This is a genomic window from Pseudomonas sp. p99-361 (assembly GCF_003935475.1).
GTDB lineage: Bacteria > Pseudomonadota > Gammaproteobacteria > Pseudomonadales > Pseudomonadaceae > Aquipseudomonas > Aquipseudomonas juntendi.
In genome coordinates, this window is sequence record NZ_RHQO01000002.1 from 143,177 (window position 1) to 168,349 (window position 25,173).

General features: G+C 64.4%; 23 protein-coding genes. 11 read left to right on the top strand and 12 right to left on the bottom strand.

Annotated elements, in window-relative coordinates; genetic code table 11:
* Nucleotides 1-37: 37 nt before the first annotated feature.
* On the bottom strand, nt 38-571 hold the full coding sequence (locus EGJ22_RS02000; RefSeq protein ID WP_009685430.1) for a cytochrome b: 534 nt from the start codon (nt 569-571) through the stop codon (nt 38-40).
* On the bottom strand, nt 568-1,614 hold the full coding sequence (locus EGJ22_RS02005) for a catalase family peroxidase (RefSeq protein ID WP_029884836.1): 1,047 nt from the start codon (nt 1,612-1,614) through the stop codon (nt 568-570). The genes EGJ22_RS02000 and EGJ22_RS02005 overlap by 4 nt, the downstream gene beginning before the upstream one ends.
* A gap of 128 nt (nt 1,615-1,742) precedes the next feature.
* Here EGJ22_RS02005 and EGJ22_RS02010 point away from each other — a divergent pair, with 128 nt between their 5' ends.
* Nucleotides 1,743-2,264: a sigma-70 family RNA polymerase sigma factor gene (locus EGJ22_RS02010; protein WP_029884837.1), complete on the top strand. Its 522-nt coding sequence runs from the start codon at nt 1,743-1,745 to the stop codon at nt 2,262-2,264.
* Nucleotides 2,261-3,013 carry an anti-sigma factor gene (locus EGJ22_RS02015; protein ID WP_029884838.1) on the top strand — a complete coding sequence of 251 codons (753 nt, stop codon included), beginning with the start codon at nt 2,261-2,263 and terminating at the stop codon, nt 3,011-3,013. The genes EGJ22_RS02010 and EGJ22_RS02015 overlap by 4 nt, the downstream gene beginning before the upstream one ends.
* A gap of 69 nt (nt 3,014-3,082) precedes the next feature.
* Here EGJ22_RS02015 and xthA read toward each other — a convergent pair whose 3' ends face one another.
* Nucleotides 3,083-3,895: an exodeoxyribonuclease III gene (gene xthA / locus EGJ22_RS02020; protein WP_029884839.1), complete on the bottom strand. Its 813-nt coding sequence runs from the start codon at nt 3,893-3,895 to the stop codon at nt 3,083-3,085.
* A gap of 162 nt (nt 3,896-4,057) precedes the next feature.
* Between xthA and EGJ22_RS02025 the strand changes: the two genes are divergently transcribed.
* From EGJ22_RS02025 to EGJ22_RS02035, 3 genes are read left to right on the top strand one after another with little or no spacing between them, the layout of a single operon-like run.
* Complete coding sequence (locus EGJ22_RS02025; protein ID WP_029884840.1) at nt 4,058-4,708, top strand: N-acetyltransferase; 651 nt, start codon at nt 4,058-4,060, stop codon at nt 4,706-4,708.
* Nucleotides 4,709-4,760: 52 nt separating this feature from the next.
* A complete protein-coding gene (locus EGJ22_RS02030) occupies nt 4,761-6,503 on the top strand; it encodes an autotransporter assembly complex family protein (protein ID WP_029884841.1) in 1,743 nt (580 codons plus the stop codon).
* Complete coding sequence (locus tag EGJ22_RS02035) at nt 6,500-10,174, top strand: translocation/assembly module TamB domain-containing protein (RefSeq protein ID WP_029884842.1); 3,675 nt, start codon at nt 6,500-6,502, stop codon at nt 10,172-10,174. The genes EGJ22_RS02030 and EGJ22_RS02035 overlap by 4 nt, the downstream gene beginning before the upstream one ends.
* Before the next feature lie 19 nt (nt 10,175-10,193).
* On the opposite strand, the gene EGJ22_RS02040 is transcribed toward EGJ22_RS02035, so the two are convergent.
* From EGJ22_RS02040 to EGJ22_RS02055, 4 genes are all read right to left on the bottom strand, one after another.
* Nucleotides 10,194-10,748 carry a DUF2589 domain-containing protein gene (locus EGJ22_RS02040; protein ID WP_029884843.1) on the bottom strand — a complete coding sequence of 185 codons (555 nt, stop codon included), beginning with the start codon at nt 10,746-10,748 and terminating at the stop codon, nt 10,194-10,196.
* Nucleotides 10,749-10,832: 84 nt separating this feature from the next.
* On the bottom strand, nt 10,833-11,540 hold the full coding sequence (locus EGJ22_RS02045; protein ID WP_029884844.1) for a DUF2589 domain-containing protein: 708 nt from the start codon (nt 11,538-11,540) through the stop codon (nt 10,833-10,835).
* Between the two features lie 59 nt (nt 11,541-11,599).
* Nucleotides 11,600-11,980, bottom strand: coding sequence for a Mor transcription activator family protein (locus tag EGJ22_RS02050; RefSeq protein WP_029884845.1), 381 nt, complete (start codon nt 11,978-11,980; stop codon nt 11,600-11,602).
* A 249-nt stretch (nt 11,981-12,229) separates the two neighbouring features.
* Nucleotides 12,230-12,688 carry a hypothetical protein gene (locus EGJ22_RS02055; protein WP_029884846.1) on the bottom strand — a complete coding sequence of 153 codons (459 nt, stop codon included), beginning with the start codon at nt 12,686-12,688 and terminating at the stop codon, nt 12,230-12,232.
* Between the two features lie 151 nt (nt 12,689-12,839).
* Between EGJ22_RS02055 and EGJ22_RS02060 the strand changes: the two genes are divergently transcribed.
* The gene (locus EGJ22_RS02060; RefSeq protein WP_003248064.1) at nt 12,840-13,028 is read left to right on the top strand and encodes a hypothetical protein; all 189 of its coding nucleotides are present in this window, start codon (nt 12,840-12,842) and stop codon (nt 13,026-13,028) included.
* Nucleotides 13,029-13,064: 36 nt separating this feature from the next.
* Here the strand turns inward: EGJ22_RS02060 and EGJ22_RS02065 are convergent, their stop codons facing one another.
* Nucleotides 13,065-13,439 (bottom strand): hypothetical protein, encoded by a 375-nt coding sequence (locus tag EGJ22_RS02065; RefSeq protein WP_009682163.1) that lies wholly within the window; start codon nt 13,437-13,439, stop codon nt 13,065-13,067.
* 196 nt (nt 13,440-13,635) lie between these two features.
* Here EGJ22_RS02065 and EGJ22_RS02070 point away from each other — a divergent pair, with 196 nt between their 5' ends.
* The gene (locus EGJ22_RS02070; protein WP_064314496.1) at nt 13,636-15,945 is read left to right on the top strand and encodes an acylase; all 2,310 of its coding nucleotides are present in this window, start codon (nt 13,636-13,638) and stop codon (nt 15,943-15,945) included.
* Between the two features lie 100 nt (nt 15,946-16,045).
* On the opposite strand, the gene EGJ22_RS02075 is transcribed toward EGJ22_RS02070, so the two are convergent.
* Together EGJ22_RS02075 and EGJ22_RS02080 are read right to left on the bottom strand one after the other, a co-directional pair.
* Nucleotides 16,046-16,768 (bottom strand): UDP-2,3-diacylglucosamine diphosphatase, encoded by a 723-nt coding sequence (locus EGJ22_RS02075; protein WP_029887700.1) that lies wholly within the window; start codon nt 16,766-16,768, stop codon nt 16,046-16,048.
* Nucleotides 16,765-17,265: a peptidylprolyl isomerase gene (locus tag EGJ22_RS02080; RefSeq protein WP_009682159.1), complete on the bottom strand. Its 501-nt coding sequence runs from the start codon at nt 17,263-17,265 to the stop codon at nt 16,765-16,767. Before EGJ22_RS02080 ends, EGJ22_RS02075 begins: the two co-directional genes overlap by 4 nt.
* Nucleotides 17,266-17,513: 248 nt before the next feature.
* Between EGJ22_RS02080 and EGJ22_RS02085 the strand changes: the two genes are divergently transcribed.
* Both EGJ22_RS02085 and cysS read left to right on the top strand, forming a co-directional pair.
* A complete protein-coding gene (locus tag EGJ22_RS02085) occupies nt 17,514-19,217 on the top strand; it encodes a glutamine--tRNA ligase/YqeY domain fusion protein (protein WP_009682158.1) in 1,704 nt (567 codons plus the stop codon).
* A 9-nt stretch (nt 19,218-19,226) separates the two neighbouring features.
* On the top strand, nt 19,227-20,609 hold the full coding sequence (cysS, locus tag EGJ22_RS02090) for a cysteine--tRNA ligase (protein ID WP_009682157.1): 1,383 nt from the start codon (nt 19,227-19,229) through the stop codon (nt 20,607-20,609).
* Nucleotides 20,610-20,863: 254 nt separating this feature from the next.
* On the opposite strand, the gene EGJ22_RS02100 is transcribed toward cysS, so the two are convergent.
* Both EGJ22_RS02100 and EGJ22_RS02105 read right to left on the bottom strand, forming a co-directional pair.
* Nucleotides 20,864-22,255 carry a HAMP domain-containing sensor histidine kinase gene (locus EGJ22_RS02100; protein ID WP_029887701.1) on the bottom strand — a complete coding sequence of 464 codons (1,392 nt, stop codon included), beginning with the start codon at nt 22,253-22,255 and terminating at the stop codon, nt 20,864-20,866.
* Nucleotides 22,233-22,913: a response regulator transcription factor gene (locus EGJ22_RS02105; RefSeq protein ID WP_003248078.1), complete on the bottom strand. Its 681-nt coding sequence runs from the start codon at nt 22,911-22,913 to the stop codon at nt 22,233-22,235. The genes EGJ22_RS02100 and EGJ22_RS02105 overlap by 23 nt, the downstream gene beginning before the upstream one ends.
* 181 nt (nt 22,914-23,094) lie before the next feature.
* Between EGJ22_RS02105 and EGJ22_RS02110 the strand changes: the two genes are divergently transcribed.
* Together EGJ22_RS02110 and hemB are read left to right on the top strand one after the other, a co-directional pair.
* Nucleotides 23,095-23,988: a PA4780 family RIO1-like protein kinase gene (locus tag EGJ22_RS02110; protein WP_029887702.1), complete on the top strand. Its 894-nt coding sequence runs from the start codon at nt 23,095-23,097 to the stop codon at nt 23,986-23,988.
* Between the two features lie 174 nt (nt 23,989-24,162).
* Nucleotides 24,163-25,137: a porphobilinogen synthase gene (gene hemB / locus EGJ22_RS02115; RefSeq protein ID WP_029887703.1), complete on the top strand. Its 975-nt coding sequence runs from the start codon at nt 24,163-24,165 to the stop codon at nt 25,135-25,137.
* The last annotated feature ends 36 nt before the right edge of the window (nt 25,138-25,173 follow it).

Consider the following 25,173-nt stretch of genomic DNA (forward strand, 5'->3'; position numbering starts at 1 on the left):
TCATTGATGGAGGTCGACCGCCCTGGGCTGCCTCAGGTCATTGATTGCGGCGCAGGGGGCCAGGCCACATGCTACGCAACACGCCGTCGCGGCGCACCCAGGCATGCATCAGCGCCGCACCGACATGCACCAATACGGTGGCGAACAGCAAGTAGCCCGCCCAACCATGGGCCTGGCGCAGCACGGCATACAGCTGCAGGTTGTGCGGCGCGATCGCGGGCAGGCCCAGCGGGCGCGGGTAGTCGCCGGCAGACAGCATGGCCCAGCCCAGCAGCGGCATCGCCAGCATCAGGCCATAAAGCGCCAGGTGCGATGCGCCGGCAGCCCAGCGCTGCACGGTTGGCAGGTCTGCAGGCAGCGGCGGGTGGGGTACGGCCAGGCGCACGCCAATACGCAGCACGACCAGCACCAGCAACGCCAGGCCGGTGGCCTTGTGCAGGCTGATCAGTACAGGGTGGCGCAACGACAGGTCGGCAACCATGGTCACGCCGATGAACAGCATGGCCAGGATCAGCACGGCCATCAACCAATGCAGCGCGCGGGCAAGGGGGTGGAAGGCTTCGGGCTTCATGGGCGGGCTCCGGTGCCGAGCGATTCACGGCTGCGGCGGTTGAAAGATTCCGAATAGGCGGCGGAACGGGCGGCGAGGATCGGGTCGTTGGAGGCTTCGATACCTTGCGGCAGGATCAGGGGGTCGAAGTTGATGTCGCGGCAGGCCCCTTGTTCGGGCCCATCGACCTGCTCCAGCACCAAGGTGCCGGCGTCTACGCTGCGCCGCTCGAAAGGCCAGGGGCGGGCCGGGTCATCCACCGCATCGCCCGGTTCCGCCAGCACCAGGCGCAGGGTCCAGCGCAACGGGCCTTGGGCCAGGCGCTGCTGCAAATCGTGCTGGAGGAACAACTTGTCGTCGACCTGCCCAGGCAACGCGGCGAACGGCGCCTGTGGCTCCAGCTGCCAGCGTACCGGGTGGGCCGCGCCGGCTGCGTCGATCAGGCGGAAGGCATTGATGCTGTGGTACTGCGTGCTGGCGAAGCTGTCACTGGGTTTGTAACTGGCGGCCCATTGACGAAACGCTGCGCTTTCCGGGTGTGCGGCGAAGAACGCCTGCAGCTTGGCCGGGTCGGGTTTGCCGGTGGCCTTGACCGGTGCGCTGGCCAGCACCTGCTCGTAGAACCCTTGGGGGTTGCTGACGGCAAGCACCGGCGGGTTGTTCATGCCGGTGCGCCAGACCTGGCCGTCATCGGTGCTCAACTCAATTGCCAGGCTGCGGACCGGTATGCTGGTGTCCGGGGCGAACGGGTTGGCCCCGCCGATGGCGAAACGGCCAATGACCGGCACCCGTGGCTGGCTGAATGCGCGTGCCGTGGACAGGCTGGCTGCCTGGCCGCTGGGCTGGAAGTAACCACTGACGCAAAGCCCCTTGGCGTGGTTCTTGCGGTAGCCGGGGTAGTGCCCGGCTTGGGCTTCGAAGGTGTCGATGATGCGTTGCGGGGTCAACTGCGGTTGGCCCAGCCAGCCAGCGGCATACGCGAAGCCGGCACCTGCGGCCAGCATCACGGCGCCGATGGCGGCCAGGCGCAGGGCCTTGGCCGGGCCGTGCAAAGGTGAGTTCATGGTGTGCGTCCGGTTCAGTGAAGGTGCCAGTACGACGGGGTAGCGCGCTATTTATTCCCACGGGGGAATAAAATAGGCCTGCACGCGTCTGCCCCTTACACTGACTGCCCCATAGGCCGGACCTGACCATGCACGACCTGGACAACCAGCAGTGGCGCGAACTGCTCGCCCGCTTGCGCCGCTTTGCCGTATGGCTGACCCGTGAACCGGGCAGCGCCGACGACCTGGTGCAGGCTACCGTCGAGCGCGCGCTGAGCCGACGAGACCAGCAACGCGACGCGCAGGCGCTGCGTGCCTGGCTGTTCACCATCCTTTATCGCTTGTACCTGGACGGTAAACGCCGCGAGCGCCTGCATGCGCGCTGGCTGTCCTGGTTCGGCCGTGCCGAGCGCGATGACGAACCCGTTGGTGACAACCTTGAAGCGATCATCCTGGCCCAGGCCGACTTGCAAGCGTTTTCCCGGCTGAGTGCCGAGCAGCGTGCCTTGCTGCTGCTGGTCAGCGTCGAGGGCCTGAGCTACAAGGAGGCCGCCCAGGCCTTGGGCATTCCTATCGGCACGGTAATGTCGCGCCTGTCGCGGGCGCGCAATACCTTGCGTGAACTGACCGAAGGCTCACCCCAGCCACCGGCCTTGCGGAGATTGAAATGACGCGCCTTATCCCGACCGAAGATGAACTGCACGCTTACGTCGACGAGCGCCTGGAGCCGGCGCGGCGCGCCGAGGTGCAGGCCTGGCTGGCGGCCAACCCGCAGGCGGCGGCACGTGTGGAAGGCTGGCGCGCCGATGCCCGGCGGCTGCGCACGGCGCTGGCCGGGCTTGGCGAGCCAGCCGGTGGCCCCGCGCTTGAGCTGGGCCAGCTGCGGCGGCAACTGCGCCAACGCCGGCAGCGGCGCTGGGCGGTGGCAGCGGCCATGGTGCTGGCCCTGGGTGTAGGGGGCTTGGGCGGCTGGCAGGCCCGCGATGCCACCCTGGCCAATGCCGAGCTGCCGATGGCCGATGCCGTGCAGGCGCACAAGTTGTTCGCCGCCAGCCAGGCGCTGGATATTCAGGCCAGCGACCCGGCCCAGTTGCGCGATTGGCTGGGCCGGCACTTCAACCGTGTCGGGCAGTTGCCAGACCTGGCGGGCTATGGCTTCAGGCCGGTGGGGGCGCGGTTGCTCAGCAACGAGCAAGGGCCCGCAGCCTTGTTGGTGTTCGAGGACGGCAAGGGCCAGCGTATCAGCCTGTTCATGCGTTCCCCCAGCGAAGGCTTTCGGCGCATGCCGAACGGGCAACGGGTCGATGGCCAGCTGGAGGCGCGGTACTGGTCGCATGGGGCGTACAACTTTGCCTTGGTCAGCGCGGCGGACGATGTGCGTGGGGCGGGGGTAGGCGAGGTGCTGCGCCTGGGCTTGTAACCCAGGCTTTGCCGGCGCGCCCTTGTGTCGCGATCGAGCCGCCCCGGCAGGCATGTTGCGCTCACACGGTCAGCTCAACTCAAGCCAGATCGGTGCATGATCGGACGGCTTTTCCATCCCGCGCAGTTCATAATCCACGCCTGCTGCCTTGATCCGCGGCACCAGCGCGTGCGAGGCCATGATCAGGTCGATGCGCAGGCCGCGCTTGGGCTCGTCTTCAAAGCCGCGGCTGCGGTAGTCGAACCAGCTGAAGCGGTCGTTCACGTCCGGGTACAGGTGGCGGAAACTGTCTACCAGGCCCCAGCCTTTCAAACGCTCCATCCATTCGCGCTCTTCCGGCAGGAAACTGCACTTGCCGGTCTTCAGCCAGCGCTTGGCATTGTCCGGGCCAATGCCGATGTCGCAGTCCTGCGGCGAGATGTTCATGTCGCCCATCACCAGCACTGGCTGGTCGTTGCGGAACTGGCTTTCCAGCAGTGCCTGCAGGTCGCTGTAGAAGCGCTGCTTGGCCGGGAACTTGGTGGGGTGGTCGCGGCTTTCGCCTTGGGGGAAGTAGCCGTTCATGATGGTGATCGGGTTGCCCTGGGCGTCGGCGAAGGTGCCCCAGATGAAGCGGCGCTGGGCGTCTTCTTCATCGCCGGCAAAGCCTTTGTGCAGGCTGAGCGGCGCCTGGCGCGAGAGCAGGGCGACGCCGTAGTGGCCCTTCTGCCCGTGGTAGTGCACGTGGTAACCCAGCGCCTGTACGTCGGCCAACGGGAACTGCTCGTCGCTGACCTTGGTTTCCTGCAGGCCGATCACGTCTGGTTGGTGCTTTTCGATCAGCGCTGCCAGCTGGTGCGGGCGGGCTCGAAGGCCGTTGATGTTGAAACAGACGATCTTCATGGAAAGACAATCCCGGTAAAAGCCGCGATGCTAGCGGACATCGCCGGCGATCACCAGCGTGGCGGGGCCAAAGGCCTGCTGCTAACGTGCTGTAAGGGTGGAACGAAGCGCGGAGCGCAACCTCCAAGGCTCTGAACGCCCATTCCAGGAGGTCTGCCCGCAATGCCCGAAACCATAGCCGCTCCGGCCCGTGTCTGCCTGCTCGATGATGGTTACAGCCGCGAGGTACGTTCCCTGCTGTACAACGCCTACCGGCACGAACCCACTTTTGCCTATATCTTCGAAGCCCAGCGCCCAGGCTATGAACGGCGCCTGCGGGTGATGGTGCGTGAATGGGTACGCCAGCACTTCTACCTGCAACTGCCTGCGATCGGCTTGCTGGTGGACGATCGCCTGGTGGCCGTGGCCCTGATCGTGCCGCCGCTGCGCCGCTTGGGTGTGGCGGACAGTTGGGCCTGGCGCCTGCGCATGATGCTCGGCACCGGCCTGCGCTGCACGCGGCGCTACATGGACTACCAGGCCGCTTTGTCGACCTGCCTGCCCAGTGATCAGGTGCATGTGCTGCCACTGCTGGGGGTGCACCCGCAGTTTCAAGGCAAGCAGTACGGCGAACAATTGTTACAAGCTGTGCATGACTGGTGCGCCGAAGACCCCGGCACCCAAGGCGTGGTGCTGGACACGGGCAATGAGCACTATCTGGCGTTTTACCAGCGCCAGGGCTACGAGGAAATCGGTGAGGTGGCCATAGGGCCGATCCGGGAACGGGTATTCTTTCACCCAAACCCGGTGGCTTCGACATCCGCTTTGGCCTGAACAGGCCGCAAGGCGGCTCCCTTGAGCGTTCGGGTCTGGTAGCATTCGCCGCATGACGTATTCAGGAAGATTGACCTGGGGCTTGGTTATCTGGGCCGCCAGTTTTGCAGCATGGGGCCAGAGCGAGTTGCTGGTGCAGGTGAAACCGGCCAACAAGGCGCTCAAGGCCAATGTCGAAGGCTATATAGGCTCACTGGGTGACCGCGATGAAGAAGCACTGTTGCGCTTCAGTCGTGGTGCAGAGGAGCAGGCGCGCAAAGCCGCGCAGGCACTTGGCTACTATCAGGCGCAGATCGACAGCGAGGTCAAGCCTGCCAGCGATGCCGACCATTCCCCGCAGTTGATCCTCAGCATCAACCCGGGCGAGCCGATTCGGCTGCGCAACGTCACGGTGCGCATCGAGGGCCCGGCCAGTGACATGAAGGCCTTTCGGGTACCCGACAGCCGGGCGCTGCGCCCGGGTGAACAGCTCAACCACGGTACCTACGAGGATGCCAAGCGCCTGATCCAGAACCAGGCGTCGCGTTACGGCTTCTTCAGCGGGCGCTTCAGCCGCCAGCGCCTGGCGGTGGACCCGCAGGCCGGGGTGGCCGATATCGAACTGGTCTACCAGAGTGGCCCGCGCTACCGCCTTGGCGCAGTCACCTTTGGCGGCGACACGCCGCTGGACGAAGACCTGCTGCAGCGCATGGTGCCGTTCAAGCCAGGTACCCCGTACGACTCGGAGCTGATCGCCGAACTGAACAACGACCTGCAGTCGAGCGGTTATTTCGAAGGGGTACGGGTGGATGCGGCGCCCACCGCCGCGGTGGGTGAAGACATACCGGTGGACGTGCGCCTGGAAACCCGCAAACCCCGCACCATGGGGCTGGGCCTGGGTTACTCCACCGACGTCGGGCCGCGCGGCAAGGCCAACTGGACCCGCCACTGGGTCAACCCCCAAGGCCACAGCTATGGCTGGGAAACCGAGCTGTCGGCGCCGCGGCAGAACGTGGGGTTGTGGTACGACATTCCCCTCGATCCGCCGTTGACCGACAAATTGCGCTTTGCCGGCGGCTATCAGAATGAAGAGCTTGCCGGTACCGACACCCTCAGCAAGCTGCTGACGGTGGGCCCCGAGTGGCACAGCAAGCTGCCCAGCGGTTGGCAACGGGTGATCTCGCTGAAATACCAACGCGAAGAGTACCGCCTGGGCGACGACAGCGGGTTGAGTAATCTGCTGATGCCCGGCGTTAGCTACTCGTTCCTGCGCAGTGACAACCGCATCGACCCGCACAATGGCTACCGCCTGCAATTCGATGTGCAGGTGGCCAAGGAAGGGCTGGTGTCGGACACCAACCTGCTGCACGGCAACGTGCTGCTCAAGGGCCTGACCACCCTGGGCCACAACCACCGCTTGCTTGGCCGCGTGCAGTTCGGCGGCAGCGCAACCAACGGTTTCAAGAACAATATCCCGCCGTCGCTGCGCTTCTTCGCCGGCGGCGACCAGAGCGTGCGCGGTTACGACTACCAGACCCTGTCGCCCGAAAACAGTGACGGTGACCGTATTGGCGGGCGTTACCTGGTGGCCGGCAGTGTCGAGTACCAGTACTCGCTGACCGAGAAGTGGCGGCTTGCCACATTCGTCGACCAAGGCAACTCGTTCAACGACCTGGAATTGCCCAGCCTGAAAACCGGGGTCGGTTTTGGTGTGCGCTGGGTGTCGCCGGTCGGGCCGCTGCGCCTGGACCTGGCCAAGGCGCTGGATGACGACGGTGGCATTCGCCTGCACTTTTCCATGGGGCCCGAGTTGTGAAACGCGTAATCAGATATACCCTGCTGGGTCTGGCTGGACTGCTGGCGGGTCTGGGCCTGGCCCTCGGCTTGCTGCTGGGTACCGAGGCCGGCAGCCGCTGGGCGCTGAGCAAGGTTCCCGGTTTGCAGGTCACCGACTTCCAGGGCCGCCTGGGGGGCAGCTGGCAAGCAAGCCGGTTAAGCTGGGCCGACGCCGGCAGCAAGGTCGAGCTGCAGGCCCCGCAGTTGGCCTGGTCGCCTGCCTGCCTGCTGCGCGCCACCTTGTGCATCGACCGCTTGCAGGCCCAGCGCATCGACATGGCCTTTGCCCCAGGCACCGAGCCGGCCGACAGCGGCCCACTGCAATTGCCGGCACTGCGCCTGCCGGTGGCCATCGAACTGGGCGAGGTGAAGGTCGGGCAGCTGCGCCTGGACGGCAGTGACCTGCTGGGCGACGTGCAGCTTGCAGCGCACTGGACCCGCGGCGGGATGCAGATCGACAGCCTGCACCTGCAGCGCGACGACCTGCTGCTGAACCTGCAAGGCCATATCCAGCCCGAAGGCGACTGGCCGACAACGCTGCAGGCGCAACTGCAGCTGCCGGCTGTAGGGGGCAAACCTTGGCAGCTGGCGCTGAACGCCGAGGGTGAACTGCAAAAGACCTTGAACCTCACGGGAGCCAGCAGCGGCTACCTGGACGCCACGTTGAGCGGCACGCTGCAGGCCCTGGCCGAGCACCTGCCTGCGACGCTGCAGATCCGTTCCGAAGCGTTCAAGCCGACCGCTTCCTTGCCTGACACCTTGCAGTTGAACCAGCTCGACCTGGCAGCCAAGGGCGACCTGCTCAAGGGCTACCAGCTGTCGGGTACCGCCAACCTGCCCGCAGAACAAACGCCGATCGCCCTGGCGTTGTCCGGCCTGGTCGACAGCAAGGGGGCCAGGCTCGATGCCCTCGACCTTACCGCCAGCGACACCCAGCGCGTCAAGCTGCAAGCCACGGCAGACTGGCAGCAAGGCCTGACCGCCGATGCTCAGCTGGACTGGCAGGATTTTCCCTGGCTGCGCCTGTATCCGCTGGAAACGCCGCCACAGGTTACCCTCAAGCGCTTCAATACCCGTGTGCATTACCGTGATGGCAAGTATCAGGGGACCTTCGCCGGTGATCTTGACGGCCCGGCGGGGGCGTTCACCCTGGCCGGCCCTTTCGAAGGCGACCTGGATCAGGTCAGGCTGCCACAACTGGCGCTCACCGCCGGCCAGGGCAAGGCTGCCGGCAGTGTTGCAGTGCGCTTTGCCGATACCCTGGCGTGGGATGTCGACTTGCAACTGTCTGCACTCGACCCGGCCTACTGGCTGGCCGAGCTGCCTGGCACCCTGGCGGGGCCATTGCGTACCAAAGGCGAGCTGAAGGATGACGTGTTGAGCCTGGATGCCCAGCTTGACCTCAAGGGGCGCTTGCGCGGCCAGCCGGCTGTGTTCAAGGCCGAGGCACAAGGGGCCGGGCAGCGCTGGACACTGGGTGCGCTGGCGATCCAGCTGGGGGACAACCGGATCAATGGCAGTGGCAGCCTGCAGCAGCGCCTGGCCGGGCGCATCGACCTCGACTTGCCCCGCCTGGGCCAGCTGTGGCCTCGGCTGCAAGGCCAGGTCAAGGGGCGCGTGGATGTCGCCGGCACGCTGCAGGCGCCGCAAGGCACCCTGACGTTGCAGGGCCAGCGCCTGGCGCAGGCTGAGAACCGCCTGCAACAACTGAACCTGGATGCCAAGCTCGACAGCGCCCAGCGTGGGGTGGTCGAGCTCAAGGCCACCGGCATTCACCTGGGTGACACGGCACTGGGCACGTTGCAGGCCAGCGGCAAGGGTGACATTCGCCAGCAGGCCCTGAACCTGGCCCTGAACGGCCCGCAGCTCAAGCTCGACCTGGGTCTGGATGGCCAGTTGAACAAGGGCGACTGGCGCGGGCGACTGGCCAGCGGGCGAGTCCAGGCCGGTGGCCAGGACTGGCAGTTGCAGGCCCCGGCGCGGTTGCAGCGGCTGGCCAACGGCCAGCTCGATTTCGGTGCCCACTGCTGGCGCTCTGGCCAGGCCAGCCTGTGTGGCGATGACCAACGCCTGGCGCCGGAGCCACGCTTGCGCTACCACCTCAAGCAGTTCCCGCTGGGCAGCCTGGCGCAGTGGCTGCCCAAGGACTTCGCCTGGCAGGGGCTGCTCAACGCCGACATCAGCCTGGATATACCGGCCAGTGGCCCCAAGGGTAGCGTGGTGGTCGATGCCAGTGGCGGCACCCTGCGCGTGCGCGACAAAGGCCGCTGGATCGACTTCCCGTATCAGGCCCTGCGCCTGGACAGTACCCTGGCACCGCGGCGTATCGACACGCGCCTGGTATTCCGTGGCGAGCGGCTGGGTGAGCTGAACGTCAACACCCGGCTCGACCCGCTGGGCAAGAACAAGCCGCTGTCGGGTGATTTCCGCCTGTCGGGCCTGGACCTCTCGGTGGCCCGGCCCTTCGTGCCGATGGTCGAGCGGTTGGCCGGCCAGCTCAACGGCAGCGGCCAGCTCTCGGGTACCTTGCTGGCACCGCAGGTCAACGGCAACCTGGCGCTCAGTGGCGGCGAAGTCAGCGGCGCGGAGCTGCCAGCCAGCCTGCAGGCACTGTCTGTGCAGGCGCAGATCGCCGGTGAGCAGGTGCGCCTGGAAGGCAATTGGCGCAGTGGCGAAGCAGGGCGCGGGCAGTTGAGCGGCAACCTCACCTGGGGCCAGGCGCTGGGCATGGACGTGCGCTTGCAAGGCCAGCAACTGCCGATCACGGTGGAGCCCTACGCCACGCTGGAGGTCGCCCCGGACCTGACCTTGCGCCTGATCGACGACAAACTGGCGGTCACCGGCAAAGTACTGGTGCCCAAAGGCAAGATCACTGTGCGCGAATTACCGCCTTCTACCGTCAAGGTCTCGGACGATACGGTCATCGTTGGCCGCCAGACCGAGGAGGGCAAGCCACCCATGGCGATGGCCATGGACATTGACGTCGAAGTGGGCCAGGACAAGCTGTCGTTCACCGGCTTTGGCCTTACCGCCAACCTGCTTGGCCATGTGCACATCGGTGACAACCTCGACACCCGCGGTGAGTTGAGCCTGGCAGACGGTCGCTACCGCGCCTACGGCCAGCGCCTGACCATCCGCCGCGCGCGCCTGCTGTTCGCCGGGCCGATCGACCAGCCTTACCTGGACATCGAAGCCATCCGCAAGGTAGACGATGTGATTGCCGGTATTCGCTTGAGTGGCAGTGCCGAACAGCCGACCAGCCAGGTGTTTTCGGAGCCGGCCATGAGCCAGGAGCAGGCCTTGTCCTATCTGGTGCTGGGGCGGCCATTGGGCACCTCCGGCGAGGACAACAACATGCTCGCCGAAGCGGCACTGGGCCTCGGCCTGGCAGGCAGCGCCGGTATCACCGGTAGCCTGGCCTCCAGCCTGGGCATCGACGACTTCCAGCTGGATACCGAAGGCTCGGGCAATACCACCAGCGTGGTCGCCAGTGGCAACCTCACCGAGAAGCTGAGCCTTCGTTACGGGGTAGGGGTGTTCGAGCCAGCGAACACCATCGCTTTGCGTTACAAGTTGAGCAAGAAGGTCTACCTGGAGGCGGCCAGCGGTTTGGCCAGCTCCCTGGATATCTTCTACAAGCGCGACTTCTAGGTTGAACGCGGCGGCGCCGTCAACGGACGGTGGCCGCGTCGATGAACTCATTGCTGTCGGGTGAGGGTGGCGGGGTGGGGGCGCGTACCGGGGTGATCAGGCTGGTGTACTCCTCGATCAGCCGGTTCAGCGCTTCAGGCGGCTCACTGGCCTGGAACTGCATGCGGATCTGCACTTCGTCAGGGTCTCGGCTGTCGCCTTGGCGACCCTGGCCACCGATGGTGACCTTGAAGCTGGCAGCCTTGTTCTCGCTGGTGGGTAGTAAAGCCGGCTGTGCCTCGGTGCCTTTGACACGCACCGACAGGTCAACCTGCATGCGCTCCAGCGCCAGGCCTTTGGGCGACACCAGGGCGAACAGCGGTACACGCATGATGTGCTGGCCGTCCATGGCCACTTCCACCATCTTGGCTTTCATGGGGCCGCCCAACGCTTCGCTGTCACACTCGAAGAACTGGTCGAACAGGTTGATGTACTGCTGCGCGATCAGGCTGTTGGTGGCACTGGCGGCTTCTTGCAGGCCGCGAGTGATCTCGCGCAAGTCGATTGAAGTCATGGGCGCGGGGGCCTTGTCCATTGCGTGGGTTCCTCAGGCCAGAATGGCCCCTTGTTGCTCATCAAGGGGCCAGGCGGAAGTGAGCGAAAAACATCAAGGTTTGGTTCAACCTTTTTTGTCAGCTTTGTCCGTGGGTTTGTTTGCAGCGCCGGGTGCTTTGTCGTTTTCCATCTTGAGCCCCGGTGTGTCGGCTGCCGGGTTCTTGAGGGTATCGCGCTGCGAGATCTGGTCGGGGCTTTCCAGGGCGGCGTTTTTGACCACCGTAGGTTTGGTCGCAGCGTCGGTGAGGAACTCGATCAAGCGCATGACCGCTTCCGGCGGCTCCTGGCGTTTGAGTGTGGTATTGAATGCATAGCGGGCGCGGGTATCGGTCTTGCGGGTTTGCGTGGATTTGTGGCTGACGCTGCCCCTGACGTTGAGCTTGAACGGCCCCCAGCCGAGCGAGCCGCTGGCGGTGGCGTTCATGTCCTTGCTGGTCACGTCCTCCGACATCTGGTTGATGACCAGCTCGAACTCGACATTACCCTCCTCGATGGTAATGTTTGGGTGGGTAATGGCCGCCAGCAGCGGCACCTTCATGGTCTTGCTGACCACACCTTTGTATTCGCCCTGTTCGTCGACGATGGTTTCGTCATAGTCGAACTGGATGGCTACGGCCTTGCCGTTCTGGATGCAGACCTGCATCAGGAAGTCGGCGTACGATTTACTCGCGGTAACCTGCGCCTGGACCATGGCTTGCAGGGGGCCGGCGATCATGCGATCCATGGGCAGGGCATTGATGACCGAGCCAATGAGGCTGTTGTCTATCGACATAGTGGGATGCTCTTTCTAGTGGGTTGGGGCCGCCGAGGGTGCTCTGGGCGGCAGGGGGGTCAGCGGGCGCACGCCTCCTGGCGGCGGATGTTGCCGATTTGGCGCAGGCTCAGGCCGTACTTGTTGGCCAGCAGGCTGCGGGACAGGCCATTGGCGCTTTCTTTCTGGATTTGCTGGTTACGCAGTTGGCGCAGGAAGTGGTCCGCCTTGGGGATCTCCAGGGCTACCCCGGCAAAGCGCTTGATCAGCGCATCGAGCGCTTCGGGCGGGAGGACGTCGGCGAGCTTGGTGCGCTCGCGGTGCTTGGGGATGTATTTGGGCCTGCCGCCGAACGCGCAGGTCAGCTGGTAGGCGTTGTCGATGCCGATGCAGGTGATCAGTGCCTGCAACGAGTGGGGCAATTGGCTGATATCGATCTGGCTCAAGTCTGGCGTTTGCATGTGGCGCTCCTTCGGGATAAGGGATTTGCGACCCGATCACCCGTGGCGTTATGTCGGAGGGTGTGAGCAAATTCTGTTCGACAGCCGAGGCGTGTCGCTAGGCGGCATATGGGTTGGCGGCTGTAGCTTCGGTGAACAGGTTTTGCAGGCAGCAATATCCGCGCATGTAGGAAATGGCGTTGCTGGTAGGCTGCATAGGGTGATTTCCCGCTCGCTCACTGCCGTTCTCAACGAAAGGGTGCTGAACCCTTAGTCGCAGGGGAAACTGCTCAGCAAGCTGGCGCTGTGCAGGTAGGCTTGGGGCGCCGTTCGCATGCTTGCAGGCAACGTTCGCCAATCCACCAGCAGGCACAGGGTGTACAGTGGCTGCCCATCGCGCTGGCCGATCACCTGCCCGTCAAAGCTGCGCCGGTACAGGGCCTGGGTCTGGCGTACGGCTTGCACCTGGTCGGCCTGGGCCAGGGTTTCCCGGGCCAGGTGGGGGAGGCGGGTGGTGGGCACGGTGAAGTTCAGCGGCCTGTTGTCCCCGCCCAGGTAGCCGGCCTGGCGTACCCGTTGCCACAGTTGCTGCCACTGGCTGGTGCCGGCGTGGGTCGCCAGCTCGCGGCCCAGCTCCAGCAGGTGCTCGGCGGGTACCTGCTGGGTATCCAGGGCGTGAACGTAGACGGGGGAAAAAAACAGCGAAGTGAGGAGCAAGGGTTTGTACACGGTGCCTCCGGCATGGGTGCTTGGAGGTTTCATGCTTTCAGGCTGTCACCGCCTGACCCAGCAGGAAATGCAGCGCCGGGGCCGGTGCCCGTTGTATCATTGCCGCGGCTCATTGCGAGCCATTTGCCCCTGATGTTGCAAGGAACCTTCGATGACACACGTGCAGCGCCTCAAATATTCACTTCTGATCATACTGGTCGTACTGGGCCTGATGCTGGGCCTGTCCCACCTGCAGAAGCAGGGCACTATCAGTGAACAGACGTTCCAGATGCTGGCCATCGCCATTGCCGTGGTGGTGGTGGTGATCAATGGCATCCTGCGGCGCAAGGTCAAGCCTTGACCTGCGCGGGCCGGCCAAGCCTGGCCGGCCAGGCACTCAGCGCGCGGGCGCTTGTTCCAGTATGGCGCGCGCCTGGGGGGCAAGGCTGTAGCACTTGTCGCTGCCCAGCTGGATCACCCCCTCGCTGCACAGGCGCTTGAGCACTTCGCGCACGCTGAGGAACGACAGCGGAATATCCAGTTGCTCCAGTTGCGCGTGCACGCCACGCACGCCAATGCTGCGGCCATTGCGGTCGGCGGCGTGCAGGGCGTCGATCACCTTCAGGCGGATCAGGCTGGTGCGCAGGCCGAAGGTGCGCAGCAATTCGCGGATCTGCTCGTTGCCGGTGCGCTCGTCAGCAAATGCGTCCTGTCCCTTGGGCGCCTTGCCTGGGGCGCGCCCAGCCAGTAATGAGGGTTGCGGGTTGTACATGTGAATGCTCCTTTTCGTGGACGAACCCGAAATGTGGTTGCCTCACTTACTAGGACGAATGAGATCGCAAAAACTGCAACGCACGCGTTAAAAAAATGGCTGTTTTTCATCAAGACGTTCCATCGCCCTGTAAAACGTAAAATTTTCATCTGGCCATTCGTCTGAACGGGATAACCCGCGAACCCGAGGAATGCCCGTGTTTTCACTGTCCCGTCCCATGACCTGCGCCAGCCTGGCGGCCGCCCTGGTGGCCTGGAGTGCCACTGCGCTGGCGCAACCTGCTGCAGCCGACGCCAGCGCCCAGATCCGCCGCACCAGCTTCGGCGTGCCGCACATCGTGGCCAGGGACGAGCGCGGCCTGGGCTACGGTGTCGGCTATGCCTATGCCCAGGACAACTTGTGCCTGCTGGCCAACGAAGTGTTGACCGTCAATGGCGAGCGCTCCCGGCACTTCGGCGCCACGGGCAAGACCTTGGAGCAACGCGACAACCTCAGCAGCGACCTGTTCTTCACCTGGCTCAACAGCCAGGCCGCTGTCGACGCGTTCCTCCAGGCGCAGCCGGCGCCGGTACAGGCACTGCTGGCCGGTTATGCCAGTGGCTACAACCGCGCGCTGGCCGAGCGCCGCCGCCAGGGCTTGCCTGCCGAGTGCGGAACGGGTGAGTGGGTGCGGCCGATCAGCAGCCAGGACCTGGTCAAGCTGACCCGCCGCTTGCTGGCCGAAGGCGGGGTTGGGCAGTTCGTGGAGGCACTGGCGGGGGCGCAACCGCCAGGGGCCGGCAGCCAGCTCGCGGCCGCTGGCTATGCCACCGCCCTGGCCCGGCAGGCGCGGTTTGCCACGGAGCGTGGCAGCAATGCCGTGGCGGTGGGTGCCCAGCGCTCGGCCAATGGCCATGGCCTGTTGCTGGCCAACCCGCATTTCCCGTGGATGGGTGGCATGCGCTTCTACCAGATGCACTTGACCATCCCCGGCCAGCTGAATGTCATGGGCGCGGCGCTGCCAGGCCTGCCGCTGATCAATATCGGTTTCAACCAGCACCTGGCGTGGACCCATACCGTCGATACCTCCACGCACTTCACCCTCTATCGCCTGCAGCTCGATCCCAAGGACCCGACCCGTTACCTGCTCGACGGCAAGTCATTGCCGCTGGCCCGGCAAACCGTCAGCGTGGCAGTCAAAGGTGAGGATGGGCGACTGAGCCAGGTACAGCGTGAGGTGTACAGCTCGCAGTTCGGTCCGGTGGTGCAATGGCCTGGCCGCCTGGACTGGGACACGCATGCGGCCTACAGCCTGCGTGACGCCAACCTGGACAATACCCGCGTGCTGCAGCAGTGGAACCAGATCAACCGCGCTGAAAGCCTGGCGGCCCTGCGCGGCTCGGTCGAGCAATTGCAGGGTATCCCGTGGGTCAACACCATTGCGGTGGACCAGGCGGGCAGGGCCTTGTACCTGAACCAGTCAGTGGTGCCTTATGTGGACCAGCAGATGCTCGACACTTGCAGCAATCCGCAAGCGCCGGGCAGCCTGGTGGTGCTGGACGGCTCACGCAGCGCCTGCCAGTGGAAGGTCGATGCGCAGGCGGCACAACCGGGTATTTTCCCGGCAAGGCTGCTGCCAAGCCTCGAGCGCGACGATTACGTGCAAAACTCCAACGACCCGGCCTGGCTGGCTAACCCGGCGCAGCCCCTGACCGGGTTTTCGCCGCTGGTCAGCCGCAGTGACCAGCCGTTGGGCATGCGCGGCCGCTTTGCCCTGCAGCGCTTGCAGGGCAAAGCGCGGTTGGGCGTCGATGACCTGCAGCGTATGGTCACCGACGACGAAGTCTACCTGGCCAGCCTGGTGCTGCCCGACTTGCTGCAATGGTGCCAGGGCGCCAGTGCAGACGTGCAGGCCCTATGCACCAGCCTGGCGAACTGGGATGGCAAGGCCGACCTCGAGAGCGGCGTGGGCCTGGTGCATTTCCACAACCTGCTCACCGCCTTGGCTGAGCACCCGGACAGCTGGCGGGTTGCGTTCGACCCGGCCGACCCGCAACACACCCCGCGCGGGCTGGCCGTGGAGCAGGCGGCCGTGCGCAAGCGGGTGCACGAGGCGGCACTGGCCTCACTGCAGCAGGTGGCCGAGAGCGGTATGGCGCCACAGGTGAAGTGGGGGCAGGTGCAGCAGGCAGTCGATGGCACACCGGTGCCGGGCGGCCCGCAGGCCCTGGGGGTGTACAACGCGATGTACAGTGTGCCGCACGGGCAGGGCAAGCGCCTGGTGGTCAGTGGTACCAGCTATCTGCAACTGGTCAGTTTCACCGACAAGGGGCCAGAGGCCCGCGGGTTACTGGCGTTTTCGCAGTCCAGCGAGTCGGCATCGGCACACGCCAGTGACCAGACCAAGGCCTTTGCGGCCAAGCAGCTGGCGGTAATTCCCTTTACCGAGGCGCAGATCAAGGCTGACCCGCAGTACCGCGAAGTGGTGATCAGTGAAGCCGACAAGGGCGCAGTGGCACAGCATTAAGGGCGTTTGGCCCGATCGCCGGCGAGCCAGCGCCCACAAGCTCCCCACCGTATTGAAGGCCTGGTGGGAATTGGGGGCCGGCTTGCCGGCGACGTTGCCTTCAGGAAAAGTCGAACGGCGCCAGCTGAAACCCTTGCTCGTCAACCTGCAAGGCCCAGCCCCGGCGGTCCCAGTCGCCCAGCACGATGCGCCGGGCCGGTTGGCCGTCCACGACCAGCTTGTGAATCGCTGGCCGATGGGTATGGCCATGCACCAGGGTACGCACGCCATGCGCCGCCATTACCTTGGGCACTTCTTCTGGCGTGACGTCGACGATTTCAGTGGATTTCATCCGCCCCTGGTTGCGGCTTTCGCTGCGCAGCTTGCGTGCCAGTCTGTAGCGAGCCGACAGCGGCAGGTGGCGCAGAACCCACAGGCTCAGCGGGTTGCGCAGCAGGCGGCGCATTTTCATGTAGCCCACGTCGCGGGTGCACAAGGTGTCGCCGTGCATCAGCAATACCTGCTCACCGCCCAGCTCGATCACGCAGGGGTCGTCGAGCAACGTGCAGCCGGCCGCCTCGCAGAAGCGCTGGCCAAGCAGGAAGTCACGGTTGCCATGCATCAGGTAGATGGCCGTGCCGCTGTCGCCCACCTGCCGCAGGGCACGGCAGATCGACTGCTGGAACGGCGTCATGGCATCGTCGCCTATCCAGGCCTCGAAGAAATCGCCAAGAATGTACAGCGCCTGGGCGTGGCGCGCGCGGCCATCGAGCAGATCAAGAAACGCCCGGGTAATGTCCGGGCGTTCTTCTTGCAGGTGCAGATCAGAGATCAGCAGAATCACTCAATGATCTCGGCTTTCTCGATGACCACGTCGTCTTTCGGCACGTCCTGGTGGCCGGCTTTGGAACCGGTGGCGACTTTCTCGATGGCATCGACCACTTCACGGCCTTCGATCACTTCACCGAACACCGCGTAGCCCCAGCCCTGCACGTTCTTGCCGCTGTGGTTGAGGAAGTCGTTGTCGGCGGCGTTGATGAAGAACTGGGCCGAGGCAGAGTGCGGCTCCATGGTACGGGCCATGGCGATGCTGTACTTGGTGTTCTTCAGGCCGTTGTCAGCTTCGTTCTGGATGCTGGCGCGGGTTTTCTTCTGGCTCATGCCAGGCTCGAAGCCACCGCCCTGGATCATGAAACCTTTGATCACACGGTGGAACACGGTGTTGTCGAAATGGCCGTCTTTGACGTATTGAACGAAGTTCTCAACAGTTTGCGGAGCTTTTTCGGCGTTCAGTTGCAGGACGATATCGCCGTGGTTGGTGCTCAGTTTGACTTTGGACATGCTGAAATTCGCTCTTTCAAGGCATACGGGAATGAGGGCGCGCAGGGCGCGTGCTTACACCTGACGCAGGCTCGGGCGCTCGCGACACATGGCGCGCATTGGCCATTTTGCCACGCCGCGGCAAAAAGCCGTGATAAATCACGCCAGTTTATCCGGGCCCGACTGTCGGCAGCTTGACTGCTTCGGCTATGATAGGCCCTTTGATTCAATCGGCCTACCCAGGCCGGACACGTGCATTCAAGGATCCTATGAGCAAGCCCACTGCCGACAACGCGCCCAACGCCGCTGCCAAAGGCGCCCCCGCTGTCCCTGCGAACTTCCTGCGGCCGATCATCCAGGCCGACCTGGATTCGGGCAAGCACAGCAGCATCGTCACCCGCTTCCCGCCGGAGCCCAATGGCTACCTGCACATCGGTCACGCTAAGTCGATCTGCGTCAACTTTGGCCTGGCCAAGGAATTCGGTGGCGCCTGTCACTTGCGTTTCGACGACACCAACCCGGCCAAGGAAGACCAGGAGTACATCGACGCCATCCAGCGCGACGTGAAATGGCTGGGTTTCGACTGGGCCGGTGATGTGCGCTATGCCTCCGACTACTTCGACCAGTTGCACGACTGGGCGGTCGAGCTGATCAAGCGGGGCAAGGCCTATGTCTGCGACCTCACCCCCGAGCAGGCCAAGGAATACCGCGGCAACCTCAAGGAGCCAGGCAAGAACAGCCCGTTCCGCGACCGCAGCGTGGAAGAAAACCTCGACCTGTTCGCCCGTATGAAAGCCGGTGAATTCCAGGACGGCGAGCGCGTGCTGCGGGCCAAGATCGACATGGCCTCGCCGAACATGAACCTGCGCGACCCGATCCTGTACCGCATCCGCCATGCCCACCACCACCAGACCGGTGACAAGTGGTGCATCTACCCCAACTACGATTTCACCCATGGCCAGTCGGACGCCATCGAGGGCATCACCCACTCGATTTGCACCCTGGAATTCGAAGGCCACCGCCCGCTGTACGACTGGTTCCTCGATAACCTGCCCGTGCCGGCACACCCGCGCCAGTACGAGTTCAGCCGGCTGAACCTCAACTACACCATCACCTCCAAGCGCAAGCTCAAGCAGTTGGTGGACGAAAAGCACGTCGACGCCTGGGACGACCCGCGCATGTCGACCTTGTCCGGCTTCCGCCGCCGTGGCTACACCCCGGCCTCGATCCGCAACTTCTGCGAAATGATCGGCACCAACCGGTCCGATGGCGTGGTCGACATGTCGATGCTCGAGTTCAGCATCCGTGACGACCTGGACCGCACCGCACCGCGTGCCATGTGCGTGCTGCGCCCGCTGAAGGTGGTCATTACCAACTACCCGCAGGGCCAGGTCGAGCAACTGGAGCTGCCACGCCACCCGAAGGAAGACATGGGCGTGCGTGTGCTGCCGTTCTCCCGCGAGCTGTACATCGACCGCGACGACTTCATGGAAACCCCGCCCAAGGGCTACAAGCGCCTCGAGCCAGCCGGTGAGGTGCGCCTGCGGGGCAGCTACGTGATCCGTGCCGACGAAGCCATCAAGGACGCCGACGGCAACATCGTCGAACTGCATTGCTCGTACGACCCGGACACCCTGGGCAAGAACCCGGAAGGCCGCAAGGTCAAAGGCGTGATCCACTGGGTGCCGGCCGAAGGCAGCGTCGAGTGCGAAGTGCGCCTGTACGATCGCCTGTTCCGCTCGGCCAACCCGGAAAAGACCGAAGAGGGCGGCAGCTTCCTCGACAACATCAACCCCGACTCGCTGCAAGTGCTCAGCGGTTGCCGTGCCGAGCCGTCGTTGGCCCAGGCGCAGCCCGAGGACCGCTTCCAGTTCGAGCGCGAAGGCTACTTCTGCGCCGACCTGAAAGACAGCCAGCCGGGCCGTCCGGTGTTCAACCGCACCGTCACCCTGCGTGACTCCTGGGGCAGCTGAGGAACCGCCGTGCTAACCATCTACAACACCCTGACCAAAGCCAAGGAAACCTTCAAGCCGTTGGATGGCAACAAGGTGCGCATGTACGTTTGCGGCATGACCGTGTACGACTACTGCCACCTGGGCCACGGCCGCAGCATGGTGGCGTTCGACCTGGTCACCCGCTGGCTGCGCAAGAGCGGTTACGAGCTGACCTACGTGCGCAATATCACCGACATCGATGACAAGATCATCAACCGGGCCAACGAGAACGGCGAAAGCTTCGACGCCCTCACGGCGCGCATGATCGACGCGATGCACGAAGACGAGCGCCGCCTGAACATCCTGCCGCCAGACCAGGAACCGCGTGCCACCGACCATATCGCCGGCATGCACGCGATGATCCAGACCCTGATCGACAAGGGGTATGCCTACGCGCCGGGCAATGGCGACGTGTACTACCGCGTCGGCAAGTTCGTGGGCTACGGCAAGCTGTCGCGCAAGAAGATCGAAGACCTGCGCATCGGCGCCCGCATCGAGGTCGACGAGGCCAAGCAAGACCCGCTCGATTTCGTGCTGTGGAAGGGCGTCAAGCCGGGCGAGCCAAGCTGGGAGTCGCCATGGGGCCCGGGCCGTCCGGGCTGGCACATCGAGTGCTCGGTGATGTCCACCTGCTGCCTGGGTGAGAGCTTCGACATTCATGGTGGCGGCAGCGACCTGGAGTTCCCGCACCACGAGAACGAGATTGCCCAGAGCGAGGCGGCCACCGGCAAGCAGTACGCCAACGCCTGGATGCACTGCGGCATGATCCGTATCAATGGCGAGAAGATGTCGAAGTCGTTGAACAACTTCTTCACCATCCGTGATGTGCTCGAAAAGTACCACCCGGAGGTGGTTCGCTACCTGCTGGTGGCCAGCCACTACCGCAGTGCCATCAACTACTCGGAAGACAGCCTGCGCGACGCCAAGGGTGCCCTGGAGCGCTTCTACCACGCCTTGCGCGGCCTGCCGCGCGTGGCGGCCAAGGGCGGCGAGGCCTTTGTCGAGCGCTTCAGCGTGGCGATGAATGACGACTTTGGCACCCCCGAGGCCTGCGCTGTGCTGTTCGACCTGGTGCGTGAGATCAACCGCCTGCGCGACAGTGATGTAGACGCTGCTGCCGGCCTGGCCGGTCGCTTGCGGGAGCTGGGTGATGTGCTGGGTGTGCTGCAGCTGGACGCCGATGACTTCCTGCGTGCGGGCGCCGAAGGCAAGGTCGATGCGGCCGAGGTCGAGGGCTTGATCCAGGCGCGCCTGCAGGCGCGGGCAGACAAGAACTGGGCCGAGTCCGACCGCATTCGCGACCAGCTGACCGCCATGGGCGTGGTGTTGGAAGACAGCAAGGGTGCCACTACCTGGCGTCTGGCTGACTGATCGGTGCAACTGGGGCCGCTCTGCGGCCCATTGCGACACAAGGCCGCAATGCAGAACTCGAAGATCACACGGTTCTGTGGGAGCGGGCATGCCCGCGAACACCGGCAAAGCCGGTGCCATACACCGCGTCGCCTGCTTCGCGGGCATGCCCGCTCCCACAGGTGAATCGCGCAGGCTTTTCAAATTTTTGAGAAAGACAGTTGCTCTTACAGCGCGGCCTTGTGTCGCGATGGGCTGCAAAGCAGCCCCGATGGTTATTTGGCCAGCCCGGCCAATGGGCAATGCAGTACCAGCTTGGCCCCACCCAAAGGGCTCTCGCCAATTTCCAGGCCGAACCCATGCAGGTCGACGATCGCCGCAACGATCGACAGCCCCAGGCCGAACCCGGCGTGGCGGTGGCCTTCATCACTGCGGTAGAACCGCTTCAGTACGGCCGTGCGTTCTTCTTCCGGAATACCCGGCCCGCTGTCTTCAATGGCCACGTGCACGCCAGCGTCGTCCTGGGTGGCGGCCACGCGCACCTGCCCACCTTCCGGGGTGAACTTGATCGCGTTACCTACCAGGTTGGCCAGCGCCTCGAACAACAGCTCGCGGTCGCCGTGCAGTGCCGGCAAGTGCCCAGGTTGGTGCAGCTCCAGGTGAATGCCGCCATCTTCGGCCAACGGCAGGTAGAAGTCGTGCAGCTCTACCAGCAAATCATGCGGGTCAAGCTGCACGAAGCCGGCCCGGCGTTGGCGGTCTTCCAGTTCGCTGATGCGCAGCAACCCACGAAAACGCGCCATGAGGGTGTCGGTTTCGCCGATGGCCTGGTCCAGTGCCTCGGCTTGCGCGGAATCGTTGTCGCTTTGCTGGCGTATGCGGTACAGCTGGGCGCGCAGGCGGGTCAGTGGGGTGCGCAGGTCGTGGGCAATGTTGTCGCACACGCCCTTGACCTCGTGCATCAGCCGCTCGATGCGGTCAAGCATGGCATTGACGATGGCGGCCAGCATGTCCAGTTCGTCGCGCCGGGCCGACAGCGGCAGGCGGTGCGTGAGGTCGCCGGCGACAATCAGCTCGGCCTGGGCCTGAATGGCCCGGATGCGTTTCAGGGGGCGGCGGCGCAGCAGGTACCAGCCGGCGAACCCGGGGATCAGGGTGAAGGAGATACCCCAGAGCAAGGCATCGAGAATGATCCGTGTTACGACGAACAATGAGCCGTTATCGCGGAACAGCACCAGCCAGCGCCCATCCTGCACCTTGATGGCCACGGCATCGCAGCTGTCGCGGGGCATGCGCGGATCATCGGCGTCCAGGCAACGCTTCAGCTCATGGATCTTGCCGTCCAGCCGCAGCCCAGGGGGCAGGGCACGAACACTGCCGCCCAGCGGGTTGAGTTGTGCATCGAACAGGCCATAGGCATCGAAGCTGCGTTCCTCGAAAGCCTGGCTGGCAATCAGGGCGTCGTCCAGCTGCTTGCCGCTCATGTGCGCGAACAGGTGCTGACGCTGCAGCATGGAATGGCGGGTGAGCTTGTTCAGGTAGCTGGAAACCTCGAAGTACAGCACCCCCATGAGGATGCTGCTCCAGGCTACGAACAGAAAACTGTACAGTGCCAGCAGCCGGCTGGTGGACGAACTCCAGCCTTTAGACGGGTTCAGCAATGGCATAGCCGGAGCCCCGCACCGTACGGATCAGCGGCGACTGGCCGGGTGAGTCGATTTTCTTGCGCAGGCGGCCGATATGCACGTCGATCAGGTTGGTGCCCGGGTCGAAGTGGTAGCCCCACACTTCCTCGAAAATCATCATCCGCGTAATGACCTGGCCGCTGTGGCGCATCAGGTACTCCAGCAGTTTGTACTCGGTGGGCAGCAGGTTAAGGGTGTTGTCGCCGCGGCGCGCTTCGTGGCTGATCAGGTCCAGTTGCAGGTCGGCGACCTGCAAGCGGGTCTGGGTCATCGGCACGCTGTTGCGGCGCAGCAGCACTTCGACCCGGGCGGCCATTTCGTCGGAGGCGAACGGCTTGGTCAGGTAGTCGTCACCGCCGGCGCGCAGGCCGCGCACCCGCTCATCGACGTCGGAGAGGGCGCTGATCATCAGGATCGGCGTGGCGATCTTGAGGTTGCGCAGGGTCGTGACGATGGTCAGGCCATCGACCTCGGGCAGCATGCGGTCCAGGGTGATCAGGTCATAACCGCCGGCAATGGCCTTGGCCAGGCCTTCACGACCATTGTCGGCCCAGTCCACCTCAAGGCCATGGCTGGTAAGTTCGGCGACGATTTCCTGGCCGGTGACGGCGTCGTCTTCGATGGTCAGTACGCGAGGCATGCTGGTTCCTGGGCATCTAATGGAGACTCGATTGTGCCAAAGAATAGACAACCGGCGATTTAAGAAAAATTCATCTTGCCACAACCCACCTGGGTTCACCCATTGTGAAGACAGACGAGCATGTCGCAGCAGGCTGTGAGAGGATGTCCGTCAACACAGCCAGGACCCCGAACGCAGCCTGATGAAGACACCCAAAAGAATCGAACCCCTGATCGAAGACGGCCTCGTCGACGAAGTACTGCGGCCGTTGATGAGTGGCAAGGAAGCCGCCGTGTACGTGGTGCGTTGCGGTAGCCAGGTGCGCTGCGCCAAGGTCTATAAAGAAGCCAACAAGCGCAGTTTCCGCCAGGCCGCCGAATACCAGGAAGGCCGCAAGGTGCGCAATAGCCGCCAGGCCCGGGCCATGGCCAAGGGCAGCAAGTACGGCCGCAAAGAGGCCGAGGACGCCTGGCAGAACGCCGAAGTGGCGGCACTGTTCCGCCTGGCCGGCGCCGGGGTCCGGGTGCCCAAGCCCTATGACTTCCAGGACGGCGTGTTGCTGATGGAGCTGGTGACCGACGCCGATGGCGATGCCGCACCCCGGCTCAACGACGTGCACCTGGAGGCCGAGGAGGCGCGGGTGTTCCATGCCTTCGTCATTCGCCAGATCGTGCTGATGCTGTGTGCCGGCCTGGTCCATGGCGACCTGTCCGAATTCAATGTGCTGCTCGGCCCGGACGGGCCGGTGATCATCGACCTGCCGCAGGCAGTGGACGCCGCCGCCAACAACCACGCATTCAGCATGCTGCAGCGTGACGTGGACAACATGGCCCACTACTTCGGGCGCTTTGCCCCAGAGCTGAAGAGCACGCGCTATGCCCAGGAAATGTGGGCGTTGTACGAGGCTGGCAAGTTGCTGCCTGATACCGTGTTGACCGGGGTATTCCAGGACGACGAGCATGAGGCCGACGTTGGCGGGGTGATGCGGGAAATCGACGCCGCCCGCTTGGACGAGGCCCGGCGCCGGGCAGCGCGTGCCGAGGCGGAAAACGGCCCGGCGAAGGCCGAGGAGCCGACACCGCCCTGGCTGCAATGATGTGCTGCTGGTGCAGCCCGCTTCGCAGGTTCCCCTCCGAAGCGGGCAACACCGGCTCAGCCAGTGCCCTGCGCGGCCATTACCTTTGATGCAGGACAATATCTCGTCATCCGGCCTTTTCACTGGCCCCTGACAGGCATAAGGTATACGCCGTTCAAATTCCCTGGAGCAGTCATGTCCAACCAATTCCCCTCTGTTCGTCCTCGCCGCCTGCGCCAGAACGAGTCCCTGCGCACCGTATTCCAGGAAACCGAATTCCGCCTTGAAGACCTGATCCTGCCGATCTTCGTGGAAGAAGGCATCGACGACTTCGTGCCCATCAGCAGCATGCCCGGCGTGAACCGCATCCCTGAGAAGCGGCTGGCCCAGGAAATCGAGCGCTATGCCCGCGCCGGTATCAAATCGGTGATGACCTTCGGTGTGTCTCACCACCTGGATGCCGTTGGCAGCGACACCTGGAACGAAAACGGCCTGGTGGCGCGCATGTCGCGTATCTGCAAGGACACCGTGCCGGAAATGGTGGTGATGTCGGATACCTGTTTCTGCGAATACACCAGCCACGGGCACTGCGGCGTACTGCATGACCACGGCGTGGACAACGACGCCACCTTGGTCAACCTGGGCAAGCAGGCGGTGATCGCCGCCGCTGCCGGTGCCGACTTCATCGCACCTTCGGCGGCGATGGACGGCCAGGTCCAGGCCATTCGTAGCGCGCTGGACGGTGCAGGCTTCCACGACACTGCGATCATGGCCTATTCGACCAAGTTCGCCTCGTCGCTGTACGGCCCGTTCCGCGAAGCAGGCGGCACTGCGCTCAAAGGTGACCGCAAGAGCTACCAGATGAACCCGATGAACCGCCGCGAGGCCGTGCGTGAATCGCTGCTTGACGAGCAGGAAGGTGCAGACGTGCTGATGGTCAAGCCGGCCGGTGCCTACCTTGACGTGATCGCCGACATTCGTGCGGCCTCGCGCCTGCCGCTGGCGGCGTACCAGGTCAGCGGTGAGTACGCGATGATCAAGTTCGGTGGCCTGGCCGGTGCCATCGACGAAGGCCGCGTGGTGCGCGAAAGCATTGGCGCTATCAAGCGCGCAGGTGCCGACCTGATCCTGACCTACTTCGCCATGGACCTGGCCCGCGAAGGCATTTGAGCAGCAAAGCAGCTCCCCTGGCCTGGGGGCGGGCTT